We start from the raw sequence: 20,083 nt of genomic DNA, 5'->3' as shown, positions 1-20,083 counted from the left end.
GGCCGCGCGATGACATTACTGAGTGTAGAGAATTTATCGGTTCATTTTGGAGACGAAAAGTCTCCGTTCCGTGCGGTTGATCGTATTAGCTATAAGGTGGGGCAAGGGGAGGTGGTTGGAATCGTCGGGGAATCCGGGTCCGGGAAATCGGTGAGTTCTCTGGCAATTATGGGGCTGATTGATTACCCCGGAAAGGTGATTGCAAAGAAACTGAGCTTTGGACAGGCTGATCTCCAGACCTTATCTGCCAGGCAAAGGCGACAGCTGGTCGGATCGGATGTGGCTATGATTTTCCAGGATCCGATGACCAGTTTAAATCCCTGTTATAGCATTGGCTTCCAGATCATGGAGGCGATTAAGGTACACCAGGGGGGGAGTCACAGGGTGCGTCGGCAACGGGCTATCGGGTTACTGGAAAGTGTCGGGATTCCGGACCCCGGGTCCCGGCTGAATGTATACCCTCATCAACTCTCCGGGGGGATGAGTCAACGGGTAATGATTGCCATGGCGATTGCCTGTCAGCCGAAACTGTTAATTGCTGATGAACCGACAACTGCTCTGGATGTCACCATTCAGGCGCAGATCATTGAACTGTTGCTGGAGTTACAACAACAACAAAATATGGCATTGATTCTGATTACCCATGACCTGGCGCTGGTGGCTGAGTCAGCTAAACAGATCATTGTCATGTACGCCGGGCAGGTGGTCGAAATTGGTGCTTCAGAGGATATATTTACTGCCCCTCGTCATCCGTATACGCAGGCATTGTTACGCTCTCTGCCAGAGTTTTCAGCGGATAAAGCCAGGCTGGCATCATTACCCGGAGTGGTGCCTGGCAAATATGACCGGCCTTCCGGCTGTTTGCTCAACCCACGCTGCCCGTATGTCACTGAACTTTGTCGTAATGAAGAGCCTGAGTTACGTGATATTACTGGCCGGAAAGTTAAATGCCATTTCCCTTTAGATGATGCCGGGAGACCTGCCTGTGATAAATAAGACTCAGGATGGAATCGCCTTACTTCAGGCGAATGAACTGAAAAAACATTATCCGGTCAGTGGCGGGTTGTTTGGTAAACCACGTCTGGTAAAAGCTCTCGATGGAGTCTCTTTTACGTTACAGCGTGGAAAAACGCTGGCAGTGGTCGGTGAATCAGGGTGCGGTAAATCAACTCTCGGCCGGTTGCTTACCATGATTGAAACACCAACAGCTGGTGAGCTTTTCTGGCAGGGGCAGAATTTGCTGGTTCCGGATGCGCAGGCGCAAAAATTACGGCGGCAAAAAATTCAGATAATTTTTCAGAACCCCTATGGTTCTTTGAATCCACGCAAAAAAATTAGTCAGATCCTTGAAGAGCCATTATTAATAAACACCTCTCTGACTAAGCTACAACGCAGAGAAAAAGTATTGGCAATGATGGGTAAAGTGGGGCTGAAGGCCGAGCATTATGATCGCTACCCGCACATGTTCTCTGGTGGACAGCGACAACGTATTGCTATCGCCCGGGGATTGATGCTGGAACCGGAAGTGCTGATTGCCGATGAGCCAGTATCTGCATTGGATGTTTCGGTTCGTGCTCAGGTCCTGAATCTGATGATGGATTTGCAACAAGAACTGGGGTTGTCCTATGTCTTCATTTCACATGATCTGTCAGTGGTCGAACATCTGGCTGATGAAGTGATTGTCATGTACCTCGGGCGCTGTGTGGAAAAAGGCAGTAAAGGGGATGTATTTGGCAATCCACGTCATCCTTATACACAAGCCTTGTTGTCAGCAACACCCCGTCTCAACCAGCAACACAAAACCGAGCGGATAAAACTTACCGGTGAACTGCCAAGCCCGCTTAATCCGCCCCCCGGATGTGCTTTTGCTGCACGTTGTCGTGAACGGATGCCATGCTGTACTGAAAGCCAGCCAGCACTGAAATCCTATGGTGATCATCAGATAGCCTGTTTTATGGTGGAGCAGCAGGATTCTTCTGTCACTTTCTAAACCGGGTCTGCTGTTCCCCGGGCTTTTCAGGTAAGAGTCCGGGAATAGCTACGTGCTGGTAGTTTCTTCTTTTAGCCAGGATTTTACCTAATTTCCGGTTATTGAGCGGTGATACCTGATAGCGGGAACTCACTCTTAATATATACTTGGGGAATTTACCGATACCGGTCCGGAGCCCATAGTGCGCGTTCAACGCTCCCTCACAATTAAACAGATGGCAAGTGTCTCCGCCGTGGCAATTGTGGTTATTTGTATTTTTATCGCGGTGCAGCTGTTTCATTTTGTGCAGCAGCGCAGGATTGAGTATGCACAGCAAATGGAAAATATTGCTCATACTGTACGCCAGCCACTGACCGAAGCGGTGCTAAAAGCCGATATTCCTGCGGCGGAACATCTGTTAAACACTCTGAAACCTGCCGGAATTTTGGGGCGCGCAGATATTCGTTTACCCGACCAACTGGAAGCCTTACAGGTCGATTTTTCCCGTAATCAGCAGGTAAAAGTACCGCGGTTTATTGCCAGTGTTTTTCAGTTGCCGGTCAAAATAACGGTACCTCTCTATTCGACTGAACAGGCCGGATTACCCAAACCTCTGGCCTGGCTGGTTCTGGAAGCGGATTCTTATCGGGTTTATCAGTTTATCCTGAGCACCTTATCGACGATGGTCATTACCAGCTTGTTGTTAGCACTGGTTTTATCTGTATCGGTTAGCTGGTTTATCAACCGCCTGATGGTTCATCCACTGCGTAGTATTTGCCGTGATTTACAGGACAATCCGGGTAAGCAACTGATGATGCCGGAGAACCACCATGATGATGAAATCGGCGTACTGGTGCGTTCGGTTAATCAGAACCAGGCGATCGCCGATTCGGCACACGAAGAAGTGGAACGTCTGAATACTCATTTCAGATTTACCGGGTTACCTAACCGCACACTTTTTCTGGCGCTGCTTGAACAATTTCTGCGCCAGAAAGGCCAGGGCCAGTCAGTGGGATTGATGGTATTGCGTATTGGTGTACTGCCCGACATCCTGAGCCCGAAGAATAAAGAGCTGTTACAGAAACTACTGGCGGATAAATTACGCCGTACTCTGGGATTGGGTATACAGCTGGCTCAGTTGTCAGCCACAGATTTTGTGATGTTTTATGAACATGCCGTGCAGCCTTTATTATTGATGCGACAGGCACAGTTAGTCATGGACGAACTGATTCAGCCACTGACCCTACAGGATATGCCTCTGCGTCCGGTGGTTAGTATTGGCCTGGCCAGCCGGCATTCTGAGAATCTGAGTGCCGTGGATTTTCTGGAACATGGTATTTCGGCAATGATGTCGGCTACCAGAGAAAACGGCAATCAGATCCTGTTTTTTGACCCGAAAATGACCGAGCGGGCTAAAACCCGTTTGGCGCAGTTCCATGACATCCTGCAGGGGATCCATGAAAAAGAATATGCTCTGTATCTCCAGCCACAGGTTGATATGAACAGCGGTAAACTGGTGGGGGCAGAGGCATTATTACGTATCCGTCGTGATGACGGAAAATACTCGCTGCCGGAAGATTTTATTACCACAGCCGAAGATATCGGCGTAATGCCGGAAATCGGCCGTTGGGTTTTCGAAGAGGCTTGCCGGATTCTGGCAAACTGGCAGGCTCACGGGATTATGCTGCCACTGAGTGTAAATACTTCGGCGTTGCAATTGCAGGATCCGCTGATGGTGAGCCATTTACAGAATTTACTCAGCGAACTGAAAATCAACCCCGGCAGCTTTGTACTGGAACTGACGGAAACGGCCAAAATTGATGATACTGAACGGGCGATGGAACTGCTGCGCCCCATCGAGAAAACCGGAGTGTCGGTGGTACTGGATGATTTTGGTATGGGGTATTCTAACCTGCATTATCTGCATCAGTTCCGTTCTCTGCCGGTACGTCGCCTGAAGCTGGACCGCAGTTTTGTCGCCGGGCTGCCCGCTGATGACACAATGGTGCGTATTGTCGGTTCAATCGCCGATATTATGCAGCTGGATGTGATTGCTGAAGGTGTTGAAACTACCGAACAACGCGACTGGTTGCTGGCCCGCGGGATTCATATTGCCCAGGGTTATCTTTATTCTCCGGCGCTGTCTGAGCAGGTGTTTAATGAACAATGGCTGGTCGCCCCGGTCAGTGAAATCTGATAAAAGCCGGGACCGTGGTTAACGGTCCCTGGCTGGTATTCTATCTGTTACCCCTTGCACCTGCAGGGAAGCCATGACTTCCTGCCCTCCATACCACCACCAGAGTGACCAACAGCAATAGCAGTAATACCCACGGCAACGACTGACTGCCGTCATGTCTGAGCAGTAGCCCGCCGAAAATCCCACCCAGTGCAATGGCACTGTTCCATGTCACTACATTGAGTGACAGAGCCACATCCGCATGTTTTCCGGAAGCATCTGCCAGTGCAGTTTGTAGCAAGGTCGCAGCTCCACCGAATGTCAGCCCCCATAGTGCTGTTCCGGCATAAATTGCCAGAGAAGAAGTGCCATACATGCTAAACAGCAGTGCCACCAGGGCAAATCCACCAACTGACAGAAGTACTGCCTGACGCAGATAATGGTCAACCACATATCCGGTAATCGCAATTCCGACCAGAGCCGTCAGGCCAAAAACCAGCAACACCAGGTCTACCCGCGGAGCAAGGCCTGCCGGGGTAATAAACGGGGTAATATAGGTATAGAGGATATTATGAGCCAGCATCCAGCCTAACACGACAACCAGAACCGGCCTGACACCCGGTGTCAGAAGGGCTGTACGGAGTGTGGTCTTTTGCGTGTCAGGTTCTGCTGCGACTTTCGGCACTGACAGCAATATCCAGCCGGTCAGTATCAGTGATAATCCGGACATTGCCATAAATGTCAGGCGCCAGCCAGCCAACTCACCCATCCAGGTCCCTGCCGGGACTCCCAGAGACAATGCAACCGGGGTGCCTGCCATCGCTATGGCCAATGCGCGCCCCTGTAATGATGGCGTTACCATTCTGCGGGCAAAGCCAGCCAGCAGGCTCCATGCCAGTCCGGCACAGGCTCCGGCCATGAATCGGGCGACCATAATTACTGCGACGTTGTCAGAAATTGCCGTCAGGGTGTTAAACACCATAAAGCCAAGGACAGTCAGTAATAACACCCTGCGGCCCGGCCATGAACGGGTAAGTAAAGTTAACGGGATAGCTAACAGCAGCGATCCGGCCGCGTAGGCGGTTACCATCTGGCCTGCCAGTGAGGGGGAGATAGCCAGACTCTGACTGATGAGCGGCAGAAGCCCGGCCGGAATGGTTTCGGTCAGAATGCAGATAAATCCGGTCATCGCCAGTGCCAGTAGTGCGGATACCGGTAGCTGCGAGGCGGGTTCTGAGTGAGATTGCATGTGTTCAGGTTCCGTTGTGCAGGGAAAGAAAAGCAGGGTTCGACCAGAGTCTTTCCCTGCCATACACCGGGGATATTAATTATATACCGGTCGATATATAATTAAGCGCCACCACTCAGGTTGTCAAATAAATATGTATCAATTAGTATTTAATTAACTCAGGAGGGGAACAATGAAAGCTGGACGACCAAGACAATTCGACAGACAGCAAGCGGTAATTAGTGCCATGCATCTGTTCTGGCAGAATGGCTATGACGCCACTTCTCTTTCTCAGCTGAAAGCGGCCATTGGCGGCGGAATTACGGCCCCCAGTTTTTACGCGGCATTCGGTTCGAAAGAAGCATTATTCCGGGAAGCGGTAGAGTGTTACCTGCAAACACACGCCAGGGTTACGGAAACGCTTTGGGATGAAAGCCTGGCTCCCCGGCTGGCGCTGGAAAGTGCATTCAGGGGATCATTACGGATGCAATATGAGGAAAGCCATCCCCGTGGTTGCATGGTTGCACTCGGAGCAATGTCCTGCATTGCGGAGCAGGACAGGGCGATACTGGCTCCTCTGACTGCCTCGCGCCAGAGAACCCGGGACGGTATCCGGTTCTGCATTGATCGCGCTATTGATAGTGGTGAATTAGAAAATGCGCCTGCTACTCTGGCATTAGCTACTGTTTTTGACAGTTTTATGCTGGGGATTTCCACCCAGGCCCGGGACAATGTTCCTCAGCAGGATATTGAACAGGCCATTGGACAGATCCTGACATTATGGGATGCCGCAAAACTGACTGCCAGGGTGTAGAAATAACACAGAGGTTCTCCTGCCCGTAAATCTGGCGGGCAGTGACTGTGCTTTTTGTGCTGTCACTTTTCTGCAAAAACCGCTGTATTTCCCGTCATTCTGCCGACGTTGGCAGCGTGTTTTTCTGTAATCATGCTATTTCCCCGAATATTTCCGATATTTTTCGCTTTTTCCTTGCCGCAGTGCCTGACTTTTGGATAATAAAGCCCGAAATTTTCTGAATATTTTTTATCATGTCGCGCGACATCCGGTTTTTTCTGTGGTCCAAAAAGCGATGTTCTATCAAAAGCAGTATTCAGAATTACCGGGAACGTATGTATGGCAATGAAATGCCAGTGAAAATGATGTTTTTCACCATTTGAATGTAGGGGTTCACATGCAGGGCACCAAATTTATGCACTGGGTGGGCGGAGTGATATTCGTCGCAGCCAGTTTCACGTTGCACGCTGAGGCCCTTCAGCCAGATCCTGCCTGGCAACAGGGGAAACTAAAAAATGGTTTCGGCTGGCAGGTGCTTTCGACACCCCAGCGTCCGACAGACAGCATTGAAATACGCTTAGTGGTCGAAAGTGGATCGCTGAACGAAAGCGCATTACAAGCGGGTTACAGCCATCTGCTGACCCGGCTGGCGCTGGTTCATAACACAGCAATTAATGCCGCCACGCAGAGAAAATTATGGCGGCAAAGCATCGATCAGAACAGTACATTAGCGCCGGCAGTGACATCCTATGATTTTACTCAGTACAACCTGAGCCTGCCTGCCAATCGTCCGGATTTAATCAAAGATGCATTACAATGGCTGGCGGGTACCGCCGGTAACATGGTGATTAACCAACAGATGGTTAATGCCGCACTGAACGCTTCTGATCCTACAGCCAGCTGGCCGGCTAATCCCGGTGATGTCTGGTGGCGTTATCGCCTGAAAGGTTCGGCCCTGCTGGCACACGACCCGCAGGCGGGCAGTGCTGTTCCGGTGGATATTGCACAGTTGAACAGTTTTTATCATAAATGGTACACGCCGGATGCAATGACACTCTATGTGGTCGGGAATGTAGATACCCGTACAATATGTGAACAGATAGGCAAAATTTTTGCGTCACTGTCTGGAAAGCGCAGTAGCCCGCCTTCGGTGGCTGTTTTACCTCCGCTACCGAACCAGGCAGTCAATCTGGTTGATAGCCAGGGTGTCGGAGACAGGTTATCGCTGATTTGGGATATGCCATGGTCACCGATCACTGACTCTCAGTCTTTACAGCAATACTGGCTGGGAGACCTGGCGCGTGAAGTGTTGTACTGGCACCTGCAGCCCGCTGAACCTGATGCGACGAATACTGATACCCGCTTCGGTCTGGATTGCCGCGTGTTTTATCAGCGTGCGCAGTGTGGTCTGAATATTGATACTTCTGCAGAGAAGATGCCTGGCCAGGTAGAGAAAGTGGCAACGGATTTTGCAAACCTGCGGGATAAAGGTCTGACCCAGGCTGAGTTCGATAGCCTGATGTCCAGAAAACTGACGGAACTGAATACACTCTTTGCAACCTATGCCCGTACCGGTACGCAAACACTGATGTCACAGCGTCTGCGGTCACAGCAGAATGCGGTGGTAGATATATCACCGGAGCAGTATCAGCGGCTACGTCAGGCTTTCCTTGGGGGATTAACCCTGGAAGCGCTGAATCACGAGCTGCATTTGCAGCTGTCGCAACCGTTGAGTATGGTACTGGTACAGCCACAGGGTGAGGCAGAAATTCCGGTCAGCAGCCTGAAAGCACGCTTTGACGGAATTGTCAGTCCTGTTGCTGACAGTGGCGACAGCCATACTCCGGTACCGGCAGCGAATCAGTAACAACAATCTTCAGGGCGACCTGTGGCGTAAGGGGAAGAGACTCAGTTACGCCACAGGACTTTGATAATATGGTATCCGAAACTGGTTTTTACCGGGCCATATGGAGTGAGTAACGGACAGGAAAACGCCGCCTTATCAAAGGCCGGAACCATCTGGCCGCGTCTGAATTCGCCCAGTTCACCACCTTTTCTTCCGGAAGGGCAGGTGGAGTACTTTTTTGCCAGTTGCTGAAAACTGGCACCTTTTTGCAGGCGAAGCAGTAGTTCCTTCGCCTGAGCTTCTTCTTTGACCAGAATATGTAATGCGGCGGCTGTTTTAGCCATATTTCTGCTCCGGCAGTCTGAGATGTGTATACTTGCCGCTTTATATATCATCCTTTCAGTTATCGACAGAGCGATTTTTTATGCGTTTAAACCCCAGTCAGCAACATGCCGTTGAGTATGTTTCCGGTCCTTGTCTGGTGCTGGCGGGTGCCGGTTCCGGCAAAACCCGGGTCATCACCAACAAGATAGCCCATCTGATTCGGGCCTGTGGTTATCAGGCCAGACATATTGCAGCGGTGACTTTTACCAACAAAGCATCCAGGGAGATGAAAGAGCGTGTCGCACAGACGTTAGGCCGTAAAGAGGCCCGGGGTCTGCTGATCTCGACGTTTCATACGCTGGGGCTGGAAATCATCAAACGCGAATATGCCGCGCTGGGCATGAAATCTAACTTCTCTTTGTTTGATGATCAGGACCAGCTGGCGTTGCTGAAAGAGCTGACAAAGCCCTGGCTGGAAGAAGACAAGACTCTGTTGCAGAACCTGATTTCAGCCATATCCAACTGGAAGAATGATTTGGTGCTGCCTGATGCCGCAGCCGGTTTAGCGAAGTCGGCACAGGACAACGTATTTGCTCACTGCTATCAGTTATATGATCAGCATTTGCGTTCCTGCAATGTGCTTGATTTCGACGATCTGATTTTACTGCCAACGTTGTTGCTACAGCGTAATGAAGAAGTCCGTGAGCGTTGGCAACAGCGTATCCGCTATCTGCTGGTTGATGAATATCAGGATACCAACACCAGCCAGTATCAGCTGGTAAAGCTCCTGGTTGGGTCACGGGCACGGTTTACAGTGGTAGGTGATGATGATCAGTCAATCTATTCATGGCGTGGTGCACGACCGCAAAATCTGGTGCTACTGAGCCAGGATTTTCCTGCGCTGGAAGTGATCAAGCTGGAACAGAATTACCGCTCCTCACAGCGAATTTTAAAATCCGCAAATATCCTGATTGCTAATAACCCGCATGTATTTGAAAAGAAACTATTTTCAGAGCTCGGTGAAGGCAGCATGTTAAAAGTGATCACTGCGAACAATGAAGATCATGAAGCAGAGCGGGTTACCGGCGAACTGATTGCCCATCACTTTATCCAGAAAACGAACTACAGAGATTATGCAATTCTCTATCGTGGCAACCATCAGTCACGGGTGTTCGAAAAATTACTGATGCAGAACCGCATTCCCTATCGGATTTCCGGAGGGACATCATTTTTCTCCCGTCCGGAGATTAAAGATATTCTTGCCTATCTGCGGGTTCTGACTAATCAGGAAGATGACAGTGCTTTCCTGAGAATTGTGAACACCCCGCGTCGTGAAATAGGCCCTACAACACTGCAGAAACTGGGGGAATGGGCTTCCATCCGCAATAAAAGCCTGTTTCATGCCAGCTTTGATCTTGGGCTGGCGGAACGTCTTCCGGCGCGCAGCCTTGAGCACCTGCAGCGTTTTACTCACTGGCTAAATTCGGTGATTACTCTCAGTGAGCGTGAGCCAGTTGCCGCAGTCAGGGATCTTATTCACGGAATCAGTTACGAAAGCTGGTTATTTGAGAATTCAGCCAGTCCGAAAGCGGCTGAAATGCGGATGAAAAACGTGAATACGTTGTTCCAGTGGATGACCGAAATGCTTGAAGGTAATGAACTGGACGAACCGATGACACTGACTCAGGTGGTAACAAGGTTCACCCTGCGAGACATGATGGAACGGGGAGAGAGCGATGATGACCAGGACCAGGTGCAACTGATGACCCTGCATGCCTCAAAAGGTCTGGAGTTCCCTTACGTCTATCTGGTTGGAATGGAAGAGGGGCTGTTGCCTCACCAGAGCAGTATTGATGAAAACAATATCGAAGAAGAGCGGCGTCTGGCTTATGTTGGAATTACCCGGGCTCAGAAAGAGCTGACGTTTACCCTGTGCCGGGAGCGCCGGCAGTATGGGGAACAGGTACGTCCTGAACCGAGCCGCTTCTTGCTGGAACTGCCTCAGGATGATCTGGTCTGGGAAGGGGATCGCAAGAAAGTCAGCAGTGAAGAGAGGATGATTAACAGTCAGAGCCGTGTCGCAGGTTTACGTGCCATGCTGGAAAAGTCGAAGAAGCAAAACGGGTGAATATCACCGGCCGCCAATGATGCAGCCGGTGTCTGTTGTCAGCCGAGAGTCAGCAGCCAGTGGACATAACTTTGGTAATGGCATTCCTGCTCCAGGAATTCAGCCCGTAACGGGTGAGCTTCAAGCCAGCCTGCAGGCAGCGTCAGATGCATTGCTTCGTCGCTGGCCTGTAATCTGACTGCCGGCAGAGTATCATCCCGGCGACGGCTGGAGAAAATAATCGCCAGTCGAAGTAACCGACAGATTCGTTCCGCAAGGCGTGGAGGCAATGCATTTTGCCGGGTTAATAATGCCAGATCGATACTTCCCTGCTGGTTCTGTAACAGCGAAGAAATCAGTTTTTTCTGTGCGGGAGTGTAGCCGGGTAAATCGAGAGAGCGAACCAGGTAGGCTGCATGTTGCGGCGCATGGCGATGATCAACACTCAGGCCAATTTCATGAATTGCACAGGCACTGAGTAGCAACTCACGACAACGGGCATCCAGCTTCCAGCTCTGACTCACCTGGCGAAAAAAAACATCGGCCAGCTGCTGTACCCGGTGCGCCTGTTCTCCGTCAATAGCAAAGCGACGCTGAACATTGTGCAAGGTGCGGGTGCGAATATCTTTATCGATAGGCAGATTCAGCATTCCATAGACCAGGCCTTCACGCAATGCGCCACCTGCCAGGGTCATACTGTCAATCTGCAATTCCTGAAAGACCGCAATCAGAATAGATAAGCCACTGGGGAATACCAGCGCGCGCTCAAGAGTGAGCCCTTCAATTTCCAGCTCTTCAAGTTTGCCACACTGAATGGCGCGTTGTTTCAGTTGCCGGAGTTTGCTGAGGGTGATCTGCTCATCCATCCCCTGAGCTACCATGATTTCCTGCAATGCCTGAACGGTTCCGGACGCACCGACACAGATTTCCCAGCCTTTTTCACGCAGAACAGGAGCTACCTGACGGATTTTTTCTCTTGCCGCCAGCTCTGCCTGTTCGAAATTTTCACGGGTCAGATAACGGTCGGTGAAGTAGCGTTCCAGCCAGGTCACACAACCCATAGACAGACTGAATAGTGCTGTCGTATCTGAACCGGACCCGGTCACTAATTCGGTACTGCCGCCACCAATATCCACCACCAGACGCTGATCAGAGCCTCCGGTGGTATGAGCTACACCCTGATAGATCAGTCGTGCTTCTTCCTCACCACTGATGACTTCAACAGGGCATCCCAGAATGTTCTCCGCGGTGGAAAGAAACTGCTGAGCATTGGTTGCCAGGCGCAAAGTTGCCGTAGCGACCACACGAATCTGACTTGCCGGGATATCCTGAAGTTGTTCTGCAAACAGCCGCAAACATTGCCAGCCACGGGTCATAGCCTCGTCAGACAGATGATTATCCTGACTCAGGCCGGTCGCCAGCCGCACTTTACGTTTGATTCGGGCAACAGTCTGAATGCTTCCCGAGATTTCACGCACCACCAGCATATGAAAGCTGTTAGAACCTAAATCAATAGCAGCATAAAGTGATGATGCGTTCTGCATAGCTGGTTTAACCTGAACGTTTACGGTTATTGTTACGTGGAGGCCCACTACGACGGTTATTATTGTTGCCCCTGCGGTTATTGTTCGACGGGCGACGAGCCAGACGTTTTGGTGCAGGTAAATCCGTCAATAAAGCTTCACTGTTATATTTACTTACCGGAATACTGTGGCCGATATATTCCTCAATTGCCGGTAAATTCAGTGCGTATTCTTCGCATGCCAGGCTGATAGAGTGCCCGCTGGCACCGGCTCTGCCGGTACGACCAATCCGGTGGACGTAATCTTCACGGTCATCCGGTAAATCGTAGTTAAATACATGGGTCACTTCCGGGATATGCAACCCGCGCGCCGCGACATCGGTAGCCACCAGAATGTCCAACTGACCTTTAGTAAAGTCTTCCAGGATCCGCAGGCGTTTTTTCTGCGGTACATCACCGGTTAACAAACCAACGCGGTGACCGTCTGCTGCCAGGTGTCCCCAGACATCTTCACAACGATGTTTGGTGTTGGCGAAAATAATCGCACGGTCTGGCCACTCTTCTTCAACCAGGGATTGCAGTAAGCGCATCTTCTCTTCGTTTGAAGGGTAGAACAGCTCTTCTTTTATGCGGTGACCTGTTTTCTGTTCAGGTTCAACTTCGACATATTCTGCATTATTCATATGCTCAAATGCCAGTTCCCGAACCCGCCATGACAGGGTGGCAGAAAACAGCATATTCAGTCGCTGATTTGCCGCAGGCATACGGCGGAACAACCAGCGGATATCTTTGATAAAGCCCAGATCGAACATGCGATCGGCTTCATCCAGAACCACAACCTGAATGGCACTGAGATCGATGTAGTTCTGTTTGGCATAATCAATCAACCGTCCGGTTGTACCAATCAGAATATCTACACCCTGTTCCAGGACTTTCAGTTGTTTATCATAGCCATCTCCGCCATAGGCCAGGCCGAGTCGCAACCCGGTGTTTGTGGCCAGAGGCTCGGCATCTGCATGGATCTGTACCGCCAGTTCGCGGGTTGGAGCCATGATTAATGCCCGAGGCTGATTCACTTTGTGGCCTTCGGCCACCGGATGAGACAGCAAATAATGGAACGTTGACGTCAGGAACGCCATCGTTTTACCCGTACCGGTTTGCGCCTGACCCGCGATATCATGCCCTGAAAGGGTATAAGGCAGTGCTAATGCCTGAATCGGTGTACAGTACTGAAATCCTTTATTATCAAGGGCTTCAACTACCTTAGGGTGCAGGGCGAAGTCGGAAAACTTCTTTTCTGTTAAGTGTGTTTTGCTCATAGTGTGGTAGAATATCAGCTTAATGTCGCTTTACGAAAGCGTATCCAATGAAATAAAGTCAACTTACGTTGATTCATTATACGCCAATTCGCCAGGCATAATTCTGTGGAGCAAAACATGAGCAGCGATAAAATCGTTCACTTGACCGACAACAGTTTCGAAACCGACGTCCTGAAAGCTGACGGTGTGACACTGGTAGATTTCTGGGCTGAATGGTGCGGCCCTTGCAAAATGATCGCGCCAATTCTGGATGAAGTTGCCGAAGAATATCAGGGCAAACTGACCGTCGCGAAACTGAATATTGATGACAACCCGGGCACAGCACCGAAGTATGGCATCCGTGGTATTCCGACCCTGCTGTTATTTAAAGACGGCGAAGTCGCAGCCACTAAAGTGGGTGCTTTATCTAAAGGTCAGCTGAAAGAGTTCCTGAACGCTAACCTGGGCTAATTCTGCCCCCGGACGCCAGTGGTGGTTTATTTTTGTGCTATCACTGGACGTCCGCATTTTGTCGTGCTAAGTTATCTTCACTGCATTACGCTCTTACCAGTAGTCAGAATCTAAGATTTCCTTTGTTAAGCCAGTCTGTGTTTCCATTAAGGTGGATTAACAATCCGGTGGTTTACCACCACGTCGCATCAAGGCCGTCTCGTCATAGTCTGTCGCTGTTTAATAACGACTCCATTGTCGGGCTCAGAGTTAATATGTTTCTATTTACAGGCATGGATTTTAGCCATACCACTCATGACTAACATTTCGAGTAACACCCCGAGTCAAGAACCCATCACTATGAATCTTACCGAACTAAAAAATACGCCGGTGTCTGAGCTGATTACTCTCGGCGAAAATATGGGGTTGGAAAACCTCGCGCGTATGCGCAAACAGGACATCATTTTTGCCATCCTTAAGCAGCACGCAAAGAGTGGCGAAGACATCTTTGGTGATGGTGTGCTGGAGATATTACAGGATGGATTTGGTTTCCTCCGTTCAGCCGACAGTTCCTACCTGGCAGGCCCGGATGATATTTATGTTTCTCCAAGCCAGATTCGTCGCTTTAACCTGCGTACGGGTGACACCATCGCCGGTAAAATTCGCCCGCCAAAAGAAGGTGAACGCTATTTTGCCCTGCTGAAAGTCAACGAAGTCAACTACGACAAGCCCGAAAACGCCCGTAACAAAATCCTGTTTGAAAACCTTACCCCTCTGCATGCCAATAACCGCCTGCGTATGGAACGTGGTAACGGTTCAACAGAAGATATTACTGCCCGTGTTCTGGACCTGGCATCGCCAATTGGTCGTGGTCAGCGTGGTCTGATTGTTGCACCACCTAAAGCCGGTAAAACCATGCTGCTGCAGAATATCGCTCAGAGCCTGGCGTATAACTACCCTGATTGTGAGCTGATGGTGCTGCTGATTGACGAACGTCCTGAAGAAGTTACCGAGATGCAGCGACTGGTTAAAGGTGAAGTTGTTGCTTCAACCTTTGACGAACCTGCTTCCCGCCACGTTCAGGTTGCTGAAATGGTCATCGAAAAGGCCAAGCGCCTGGTCGAACACAAAAAAGATGTCATCATCCTGCTGGACTCAATTACCCGTCTGGCTCGTGCGTACAACACCGTTGTTCCTGCTTCCGGTAAAGTACTGACGGGTGGTGTGGATGCCAATGCTCTGCATCGTCCTAAGCGTTTCTTTGGTGCTGCACGTAATGTGGAAGAGGGCGGAAGCCTGACCATTATCGCCACTGCGCTGGTAGATACCGGCTCTAAAATGGATGAAGTTATCTATGAAGAGTTTAAAGGTACCGGCAACATGGAACTGCATCTGTCACGTAAAATCGCTGAAAAACGTGTTTTCCCTGCAATTGATTACAATCGTTCAGGAACACGTAAAGAAGAGTTACTGACAACGCCAGAAGAACTGCAGAAAATGTGGATTCTGCGCAAAATTATCCACCCAATGGGTGAGATTGACGCCATGGAATTCCTGATTAATAAGCTGGCGATGACCAAAACTAACGAAGAATTCTTCGACATGATGAAACGTTCGTAACCGCGACTGCATCACAGCGAATTAGGAATTTTTTGAAAGTAACAAAACGCCACGTGATTACGTGGCGTTTTTGTTGTTCAGGTTATAGCATTATCAGGGACAAGGAATTTTGTGAAGGAGTTACACATGCAGATAATACTATTAACACGGAATGATGCGGGCAGCACAGAACTCACAACCTGAATCAGGATAAAAAAAACTTAACAACCGTTTTTCCTTAGTGAGTATTCTGACTGAGAGCGTGGAATGTGAATTTACTCAATATGAGTACTGAACTCGGACTGACTTTCCTGTTTTCGCTGGTTTTTTTGTTCTTTGCCCGCAAAATAGCTAAAAAAGTTGGTTTGGTTGATAAACCGGACTCCCGAAAACGTCATCAGGGCGCAGTGCCGCTGGTCGGAGGTATTTCGGTATTTGCGGGTATTTGTTTTGCACTGATCCTGACCAGCAGCTATCAGCCGCATGTTGTTCTGTATCTGTGTTGTTCCGGAGTTCTGGTCCTGGTAGGCGCACTGGATGATCGCTACGACATCAGCGTGAAATTACGTGCGGTGGTTCAGGCGTTTGTCGCCATTGCGATGATGGCCGGGGCACACCATTATCTGGTCAGTTTTGGTTATATACTGGGGCCTGTAGAACTCAACGTCGGTCCTTTCGGCTACCTTTTGACTTTGTTCGCAGTCTGGGCCGCAATTAATGCTTTCAATATGGTGGATGGCATCGACGGGTTGCTCGGTGGGTTGTCCTCTGTCAGCTTCGGTGCTTTAGGCATCATCCTTTACCTGAAAGGGCAACACAGCCTGGCTTTCTGGTGTTTCGCGATGATAGCCGCCACTATTCCTTATATCTTACTCAACCTGGGCATACTCGGCCGCCGTTATAAAGTGTTTATGGGCGATGCCGGCAGCACGATGATCGGTTTTACCGTCATCTGGCTGTTACTGGAAACCACCCAGGGAGAGAACCATGATCTTCACCCGGTAACGGCGTTATGGATTATTGCTATCCCGCTGATGGATATGGTGGCGATTATGTACCGGCGGTTGCATAAAGGAATGAGCCCGTTTTCAGCCGATCGTCAGCACATTCACCATCTTATTATGCGTGCCGGTTTCTCCTCCCGTCAGGCGTTTGTACTGATTACCCTTGCGGCTGCGCTGCTGGCTGCTATCGGGGTGATCGGCGAGAGTGTGCCCTGGATACCTGAATGGGTCATGATGTTACTGTTCCTGCTGGCATTTTCAGTCTACGGCTATTGCCTGAAGCATGCATGGCGGGTCGTCCGTCTGGTCCGCAGAATTAAACGTCGCTGGCATAATTTCCGCCATGCCCGTGAAAATCAGATTTAACACCTGTTTCAATTGCGATAAGGATCTCCCTGGTATGGTGTCTCCCTCTGTGGAAAATGAATTAAACATTCCACTACTGGTCAGTCGGTTGTGGCGGGGTAAGGGCTGGATAATTGGCCTGGCAGTGGCAGGAGTATTGCTAGCCGCAGGCTATGCGCAATGGGCTACTCAGGTATGGAGTGCCACAGCGATTGTTGACCGTCCTTCGGTTAGCCAGATAGCGCCTTACTATACTCAGCGCCAGTTACTGGCGACACTGGAAGACAGCCATACGCCTGCTGCCGCTGCTGCGACGATCACTGACGAAGCTTATCAGGAGTTTTTATTGCAGCTCGCGTCCTGGGATAGTCGCCGTGATTTCTGGTTACAGTCAGAGTATTTTCACCGACAACTTAATCAGCATGAAGGCCAACGTGCTGTCATCCTGAATAAGCTTATCGGCAATATTCGTTTTCAGGCTGCTGAACCGCTGCGGGGTACCCGTGATACTCTGGTTTTACTGGCTGATAATGCCCCGGATTCCGCAAAGTTGCTCAACCAGTATGTGCAGTTTGCCAGTCAGCGGGCGATTCACAGCCTGAACAGTAATCTGAATGAAGAGTGGCAGAATGCCTGGCAGTTGCACCAGAACGAACTGATCAGGCAGAAGGCTGCAGTGGATGCTTTGCAGGGAGAGACTGCGGATAAGCACGGAATTGCTGCAGCCTCTGATGAAGGTACGGTTTCTCTTGCTGAAGATTATCAGCAAAATAAAGCGTTACTGGATAGCCTGAAGCCAACGCCGGTACTGTCTGATGATATTCAGACATGGCGCTACCTGCGCTCACCGGAACCCCCTGTCAGCCCTGAAAGTCCGCGTCTGTTATTATTAATGGCATTGTGGGGAATGACCGGGTTGTTTATCGGGGCGGTCATCGCCATTGCCCGCCGGTAAGTGAAAATATGTCAGCAGACAGATATCCGGAAAATAAGGAATCCTGTGTGAAAGTATTGACGGTATTTGGCACGCGCCCTGAAGCGATAAAAATGGCTCCTCTGGTTAATGCTCTGGCCGCCGATAAAGAGATTAATTCCCGGTTGTGTGTGACAGCTCAGCACCGCGAAATGCTCGATCAGGTTCTGAGACTATTCAGCCTGCAACCCGATTATGATTTGGATATTATGCGGCCAGGTCAGGATCTTACGATGCTGACTTGTCGTATTCTGGAAGGAATGCAGCAGGTATTATCAGACTTTCGCCCCGATATCGTGCTGGTGCATGGTGATACCACCACCACAATGGCGGTCAGTCTGGCAGCTTACTATCAACGAATCACCCTCGGACATGTGGAAGCTGGTTTGCGTACCGGAAATTTGCTTTCGCCCTGGCCGGAAGAGGGGAACCGAAAGGTTGCCGGTCACCTTGCCCGTTTCCATTTTGCACCCACGGAGCGTTCGCGACAAAATCTGCTACGGGAAAATATTCCAGCGGAACAGGTCTTTGTCACCGGTAATACGGTGATTGATGCATTGCTGTGGGTCAGGGACAAAATCTGCAGTGATGAGGTACTTAGTCAGCAGTTGGCGACACGTTATCCATTCCTGGAAAGCGGACGACCGATGATTCTGGTCACCGGCCACCGGCGTGAAAGCTTCGGCGGAGGATTTGAACGTATTTGCAGTGCCCTGGCAGAACTTGCTGTTCGCCATCCTCAGGTGCAAATCGTTTATCCGGTACACCTTAATCCGAATGTCAGTACCCCGGTAAAGCAGATACTCAGCGGCATCAGTAATATCTATCTTATTGAGCCCCAGGATTATCTGCCTTTTGTCTGGCTGATGAATAAAGCTCATCTGATTCTGACCGACTCGGGCGGAATACAGGAGGAGGCTCCGGCATTAGGGATTCCGGTGCTGGTAATGCGTGACACGACTGAACGTCCGGAAGCGGTGGATGCCGGAACCGTGCGGTTAGTGGGCACAGACAGCGATAAAATCGTCGCGGAAGCTTCGCGATTATTACAACACTCCGATGCCTGGCGGCAGATGAGCCGGGCCCATAACCCTTATGGTGACGGGCTGGCCTGCCGGGAAATTATAAAGATATTAAAACAGCACAGAGTAAATTTATGAGTTTTAAAACAATTTCTGTTGTCGGCCTTGGCTATATTGGTCTGCCAACAGCAGTAGTGCTTGCCTCTGAGAAAACAAATGTCATTGGGGTCGATATCAACCCACAGACAGTAGATATTATCAATCGTGGTGAAATACACATTGTGGAACCCGATCTGGCAGAGAAAGTGGCAGAAGCGGTTAGCGGCGGATATTTACGGGCATCGACTTCCCCGCAGCCGGCCGATGCATTTCTGATTGCGGTCCCTACGCCATTCCGTGATCAACACCAGCCTGATTTAAGCTATGTCCGTACTGCGGCTGAGTCTGTTGCCGGAGTACTGAAAAAAGGTGATCTGGTGATACTCGAATCTACCTGCCCGGTCGGGAGTACCGGACAGATGGCGGGATGGCTGGCGGCACTCCGCCCTGATCTGCTGTTTCCGCAACATAGCCAGCAACCCGATATCCATATTGCTTACTGCCCTGAGCGGGTACTGCCGGGCAAAATTATGAGTGAGCTGGTGAACAATGACCGTGTCATCGGGGGTATGACACCGGCGTGTTCCGCCAGAGCGCGCCAGCTGTATCAGCAGTTTGTCCGCGGGGAGTGTGTCGTGACCGATGACCGTACTGCCGAAATGTGTAAACTGACCGAGAACAGTTTCCGGGACGTTAACATCGCTTTTGCTAACGAACTGTCGATGATTTGTCACGAACAGCAGATAAATGTATGGCAACTGATTGCACTGGCTAACCGCCATCCGCGGGTGAATATCCTGCAACCAGGCCCGGGCGTCGGTGGTCATTGTATTGCAGTCGATCCCTGGTTTATTGTGGCTCAGAACCCACAGCAGAGCCGGCTGATACGAACGGCACGCCAGGTGAACGACAGTAAGCCTGAATGGGTGGTAAATCAGGTGAAGCAGCAACTGGCAGATTGCCTGAACACAACGTCACAACGTGCAACTGAGATTACTATCGCCTGTTTTGGATTGTCTTTTAAAGCCGATATTGATGATTTACGCGAAAGTCCGGCACTGAATGTGGTACAGATGATTAGCCAGTGGCATCAGGGGCCGGTGCTGGCTGTCGAACCCAATATTACGCAACTGCCGTCGTTGCTGTCAGGCGAGGTTATGCTGGTCGACAGTGAAGCCGCTTTGCAACAGGCAGATATTCTGGTCATGCTGGTTGACCACCGGCAATTTAAAACGATTGATCAGCAGCTATTGGCCGGACACCGGATAGTTGATACCCGTGGCATTTGGGTTTAGCACGGGAGCGGGGCGGTGAAGGCTGACGGGCAG

The 20,083-nt window shown here is 50.4% G+C and carries 16 protein-coding genes; 12 read left to right on the top strand and 4 right to left on the bottom strand.

Going from position 1 to position 20,083, the window contains the following annotated elements:
* The first annotated feature begins 9 nt into the window (after window positions 1-9).
* From dppD to hmsP, 3 genes are all read left to right on the top strand, one after another.
* The gene (gene dppD, locus A7K98_RS19055) at window positions 10-996 is read left to right on the top strand and encodes a dipeptide ABC transporter ATP-binding protein (RefSeq protein WP_087489956.1); all 987 of its coding nucleotides are present in this window, start codon (window positions 10-12) and stop codon (window positions 994-996) included.
* Window positions 968-1,990 carry a peptide ABC transporter ATP-binding protein gene (locus tag A7K98_RS19050; protein ID WP_087489955.1) on the top strand — a complete coding sequence of 341 codons (1,023 nt, stop codon included), beginning with the start codon at window positions 968-970 and terminating at the stop codon, window positions 1,988-1,990. Before dppD ends, A7K98_RS19050 begins: the two co-directional genes overlap by 29 nt.
* Before the next feature lie 181 nt (window positions 1,991-2,171).
* Complete coding sequence (gene hmsP, locus A7K98_RS19045; protein WP_198361121.1) at window positions 2,172-4,166, top strand: biofilm formation regulator HmsP; 1,995 nt, start codon at window positions 2,172-2,174, stop codon at window positions 4,164-4,166.
* A gap of 40 nt (window positions 4,167-4,206) precedes the next feature.
* Here hmsP and A7K98_RS19040 read toward each other — a convergent pair whose 3' ends face one another.
* Window positions 4,207-5,394: an MFS transporter gene (locus A7K98_RS19040; RefSeq protein WP_087489953.1), complete on the bottom strand. Its 1,188-nt coding sequence runs from the start codon at window positions 5,392-5,394 to the stop codon at window positions 4,207-4,209.
* A gap of 172 nt (window positions 5,395-5,566) precedes the next feature.
* Here A7K98_RS19040 and A7K98_RS19035 point away from each other — a divergent pair, with 172 nt between their 5' ends.
* Window positions 5,567-6,187, top strand: coding sequence for a TetR/AcrR family transcriptional regulator (locus A7K98_RS19035; protein WP_087489952.1), 621 nt, complete (start codon window positions 5,567-5,569; stop codon window positions 6,185-6,187).
* A 376-nt stretch (window positions 6,188-6,563) separates the two neighbouring features.
* Entirely contained in the window at window positions 6,564-8,033 is a 1,470-nt protein-coding gene (locus A7K98_RS19030; RefSeq protein ID WP_087489951.1) for a M16 family metallopeptidase, read from the top strand.
* 41 nt (window positions 8,034-8,074) lie between these two features.
* Here A7K98_RS19030 and ppiC read toward each other — a convergent pair whose 3' ends face one another.
* On the bottom strand, window positions 8,075-8,356 hold the full coding sequence (gene ppiC, locus A7K98_RS19025; protein WP_087489950.1) for a peptidylprolyl isomerase PpiC: 282 nt from the start codon (window positions 8,354-8,356) through the stop codon (window positions 8,075-8,077).
* An 80-nt stretch (window positions 8,357-8,436) separates the two neighbouring features.
* Between ppiC and rep the strand changes: the two genes are divergently transcribed.
* Window positions 8,437-10,464, top strand: a complete 2,028-nt coding sequence (gene rep, locus A7K98_RS19020) for a DNA helicase Rep (protein ID WP_087489949.1) — start codon at window positions 8,437-8,439, stop codon at window positions 10,462-10,464.
* Between the two features lie 38 nt (window positions 10,465-10,502).
* Here the strand turns inward: rep and gppA are convergent, their stop codons facing one another.
* Window positions 10,503-11,987, bottom strand: a complete 1,485-nt coding sequence (gene gppA / locus A7K98_RS19015) for a guanosine-5'-triphosphate,3'-diphosphate diphosphatase (protein ID WP_087493492.1) — start codon at window positions 11,985-11,987, stop codon at window positions 10,503-10,505.
* A 7-nt stretch (window positions 11,988-11,994) separates the two neighbouring features.
* Entirely contained in the window at window positions 11,995-13,284 is a 1,290-nt protein-coding gene (gene rhlB, locus A7K98_RS19010) for an ATP-dependent RNA helicase RhlB (RefSeq protein WP_087489947.1), read from the bottom strand.
* A 117-nt stretch (window positions 13,285-13,401) separates the two neighbouring features.
* On the opposite strand from rhlB, the gene trxA reads away from it, so the two are divergent.
* The 6 genes from trxA to wecC all read left to right on the top strand — a co-directional run bounded on the left by trxA (window position 13,402) and on the right by wecC (window position 20,050).
* The gene (gene trxA / locus A7K98_RS19005) at window positions 13,402-13,734 is read left to right on the top strand and encodes a thioredoxin TrxA (protein ID WP_038015458.1); all 333 of its coding nucleotides are present in this window, start codon (window positions 13,402-13,404) and stop codon (window positions 13,732-13,734) included.
* 339 nt (window positions 13,735-14,073) lie between these two features.
* Window positions 14,074-15,333: a transcription termination factor Rho gene (gene rho / locus A7K98_RS19000; protein WP_038015767.1), complete on the top strand. Its 1,260-nt coding sequence runs from the start codon at window positions 14,074-14,076 to the stop codon at window positions 15,331-15,333.
* 263 nt (window positions 15,334-15,596) lie between these two features.
* On the top strand, window positions 15,597-16,682 hold the full coding sequence (gene wecA, locus A7K98_RS18995; RefSeq protein ID WP_087489946.1) for a UDP-N-acetylglucosamine--undecaprenyl-phosphate N-acetylglucosaminephosphotransferase: 1,086 nt from the start codon (window positions 15,597-15,599) through the stop codon (window positions 16,680-16,682).
* A gap of 34 nt (window positions 16,683-16,716) precedes the next feature.
* Window positions 16,717-17,616 (top strand): Wzz/FepE/Etk N-terminal domain-containing protein, encoded by a 900-nt coding sequence (locus A7K98_RS18990; protein ID WP_157666017.1) that lies wholly within the window; start codon window positions 16,717-16,719, stop codon window positions 17,614-17,616.
* A gap of 47 nt (window positions 17,617-17,663) precedes the next feature.
* Window positions 17,664-18,794, top strand: coding sequence for a non-hydrolyzing UDP-N-acetylglucosamine 2-epimerase (gene wecB, locus A7K98_RS18985; protein WP_087490595.1), 1,131 nt, complete (start codon window positions 17,664-17,666; stop codon window positions 18,792-18,794).
* Window positions 18,791-20,050, top strand: a complete 1,260-nt coding sequence (gene wecC, locus A7K98_RS18980; protein ID WP_087489944.1) for a UDP-N-acetyl-D-mannosamine dehydrogenase — start codon at window positions 18,791-18,793, stop codon at window positions 20,048-20,050. Before wecB ends, wecC begins: the two co-directional genes overlap by 4 nt.
* Window positions 20,051-20,083: the final 33 nt, after the last annotated feature.

This window comes from Tatumella citrea, assembly GCF_002163585.1.
GTDB lineage: Bacteria > Pseudomonadota > Gammaproteobacteria > Enterobacterales > Enterobacteriaceae > Tatumella > Tatumella citrea.
The sequence above is the reverse complement of the archived record's forward strand: the minus strand, read 5'-3'. Positions and strand labels throughout refer to the sequence as shown.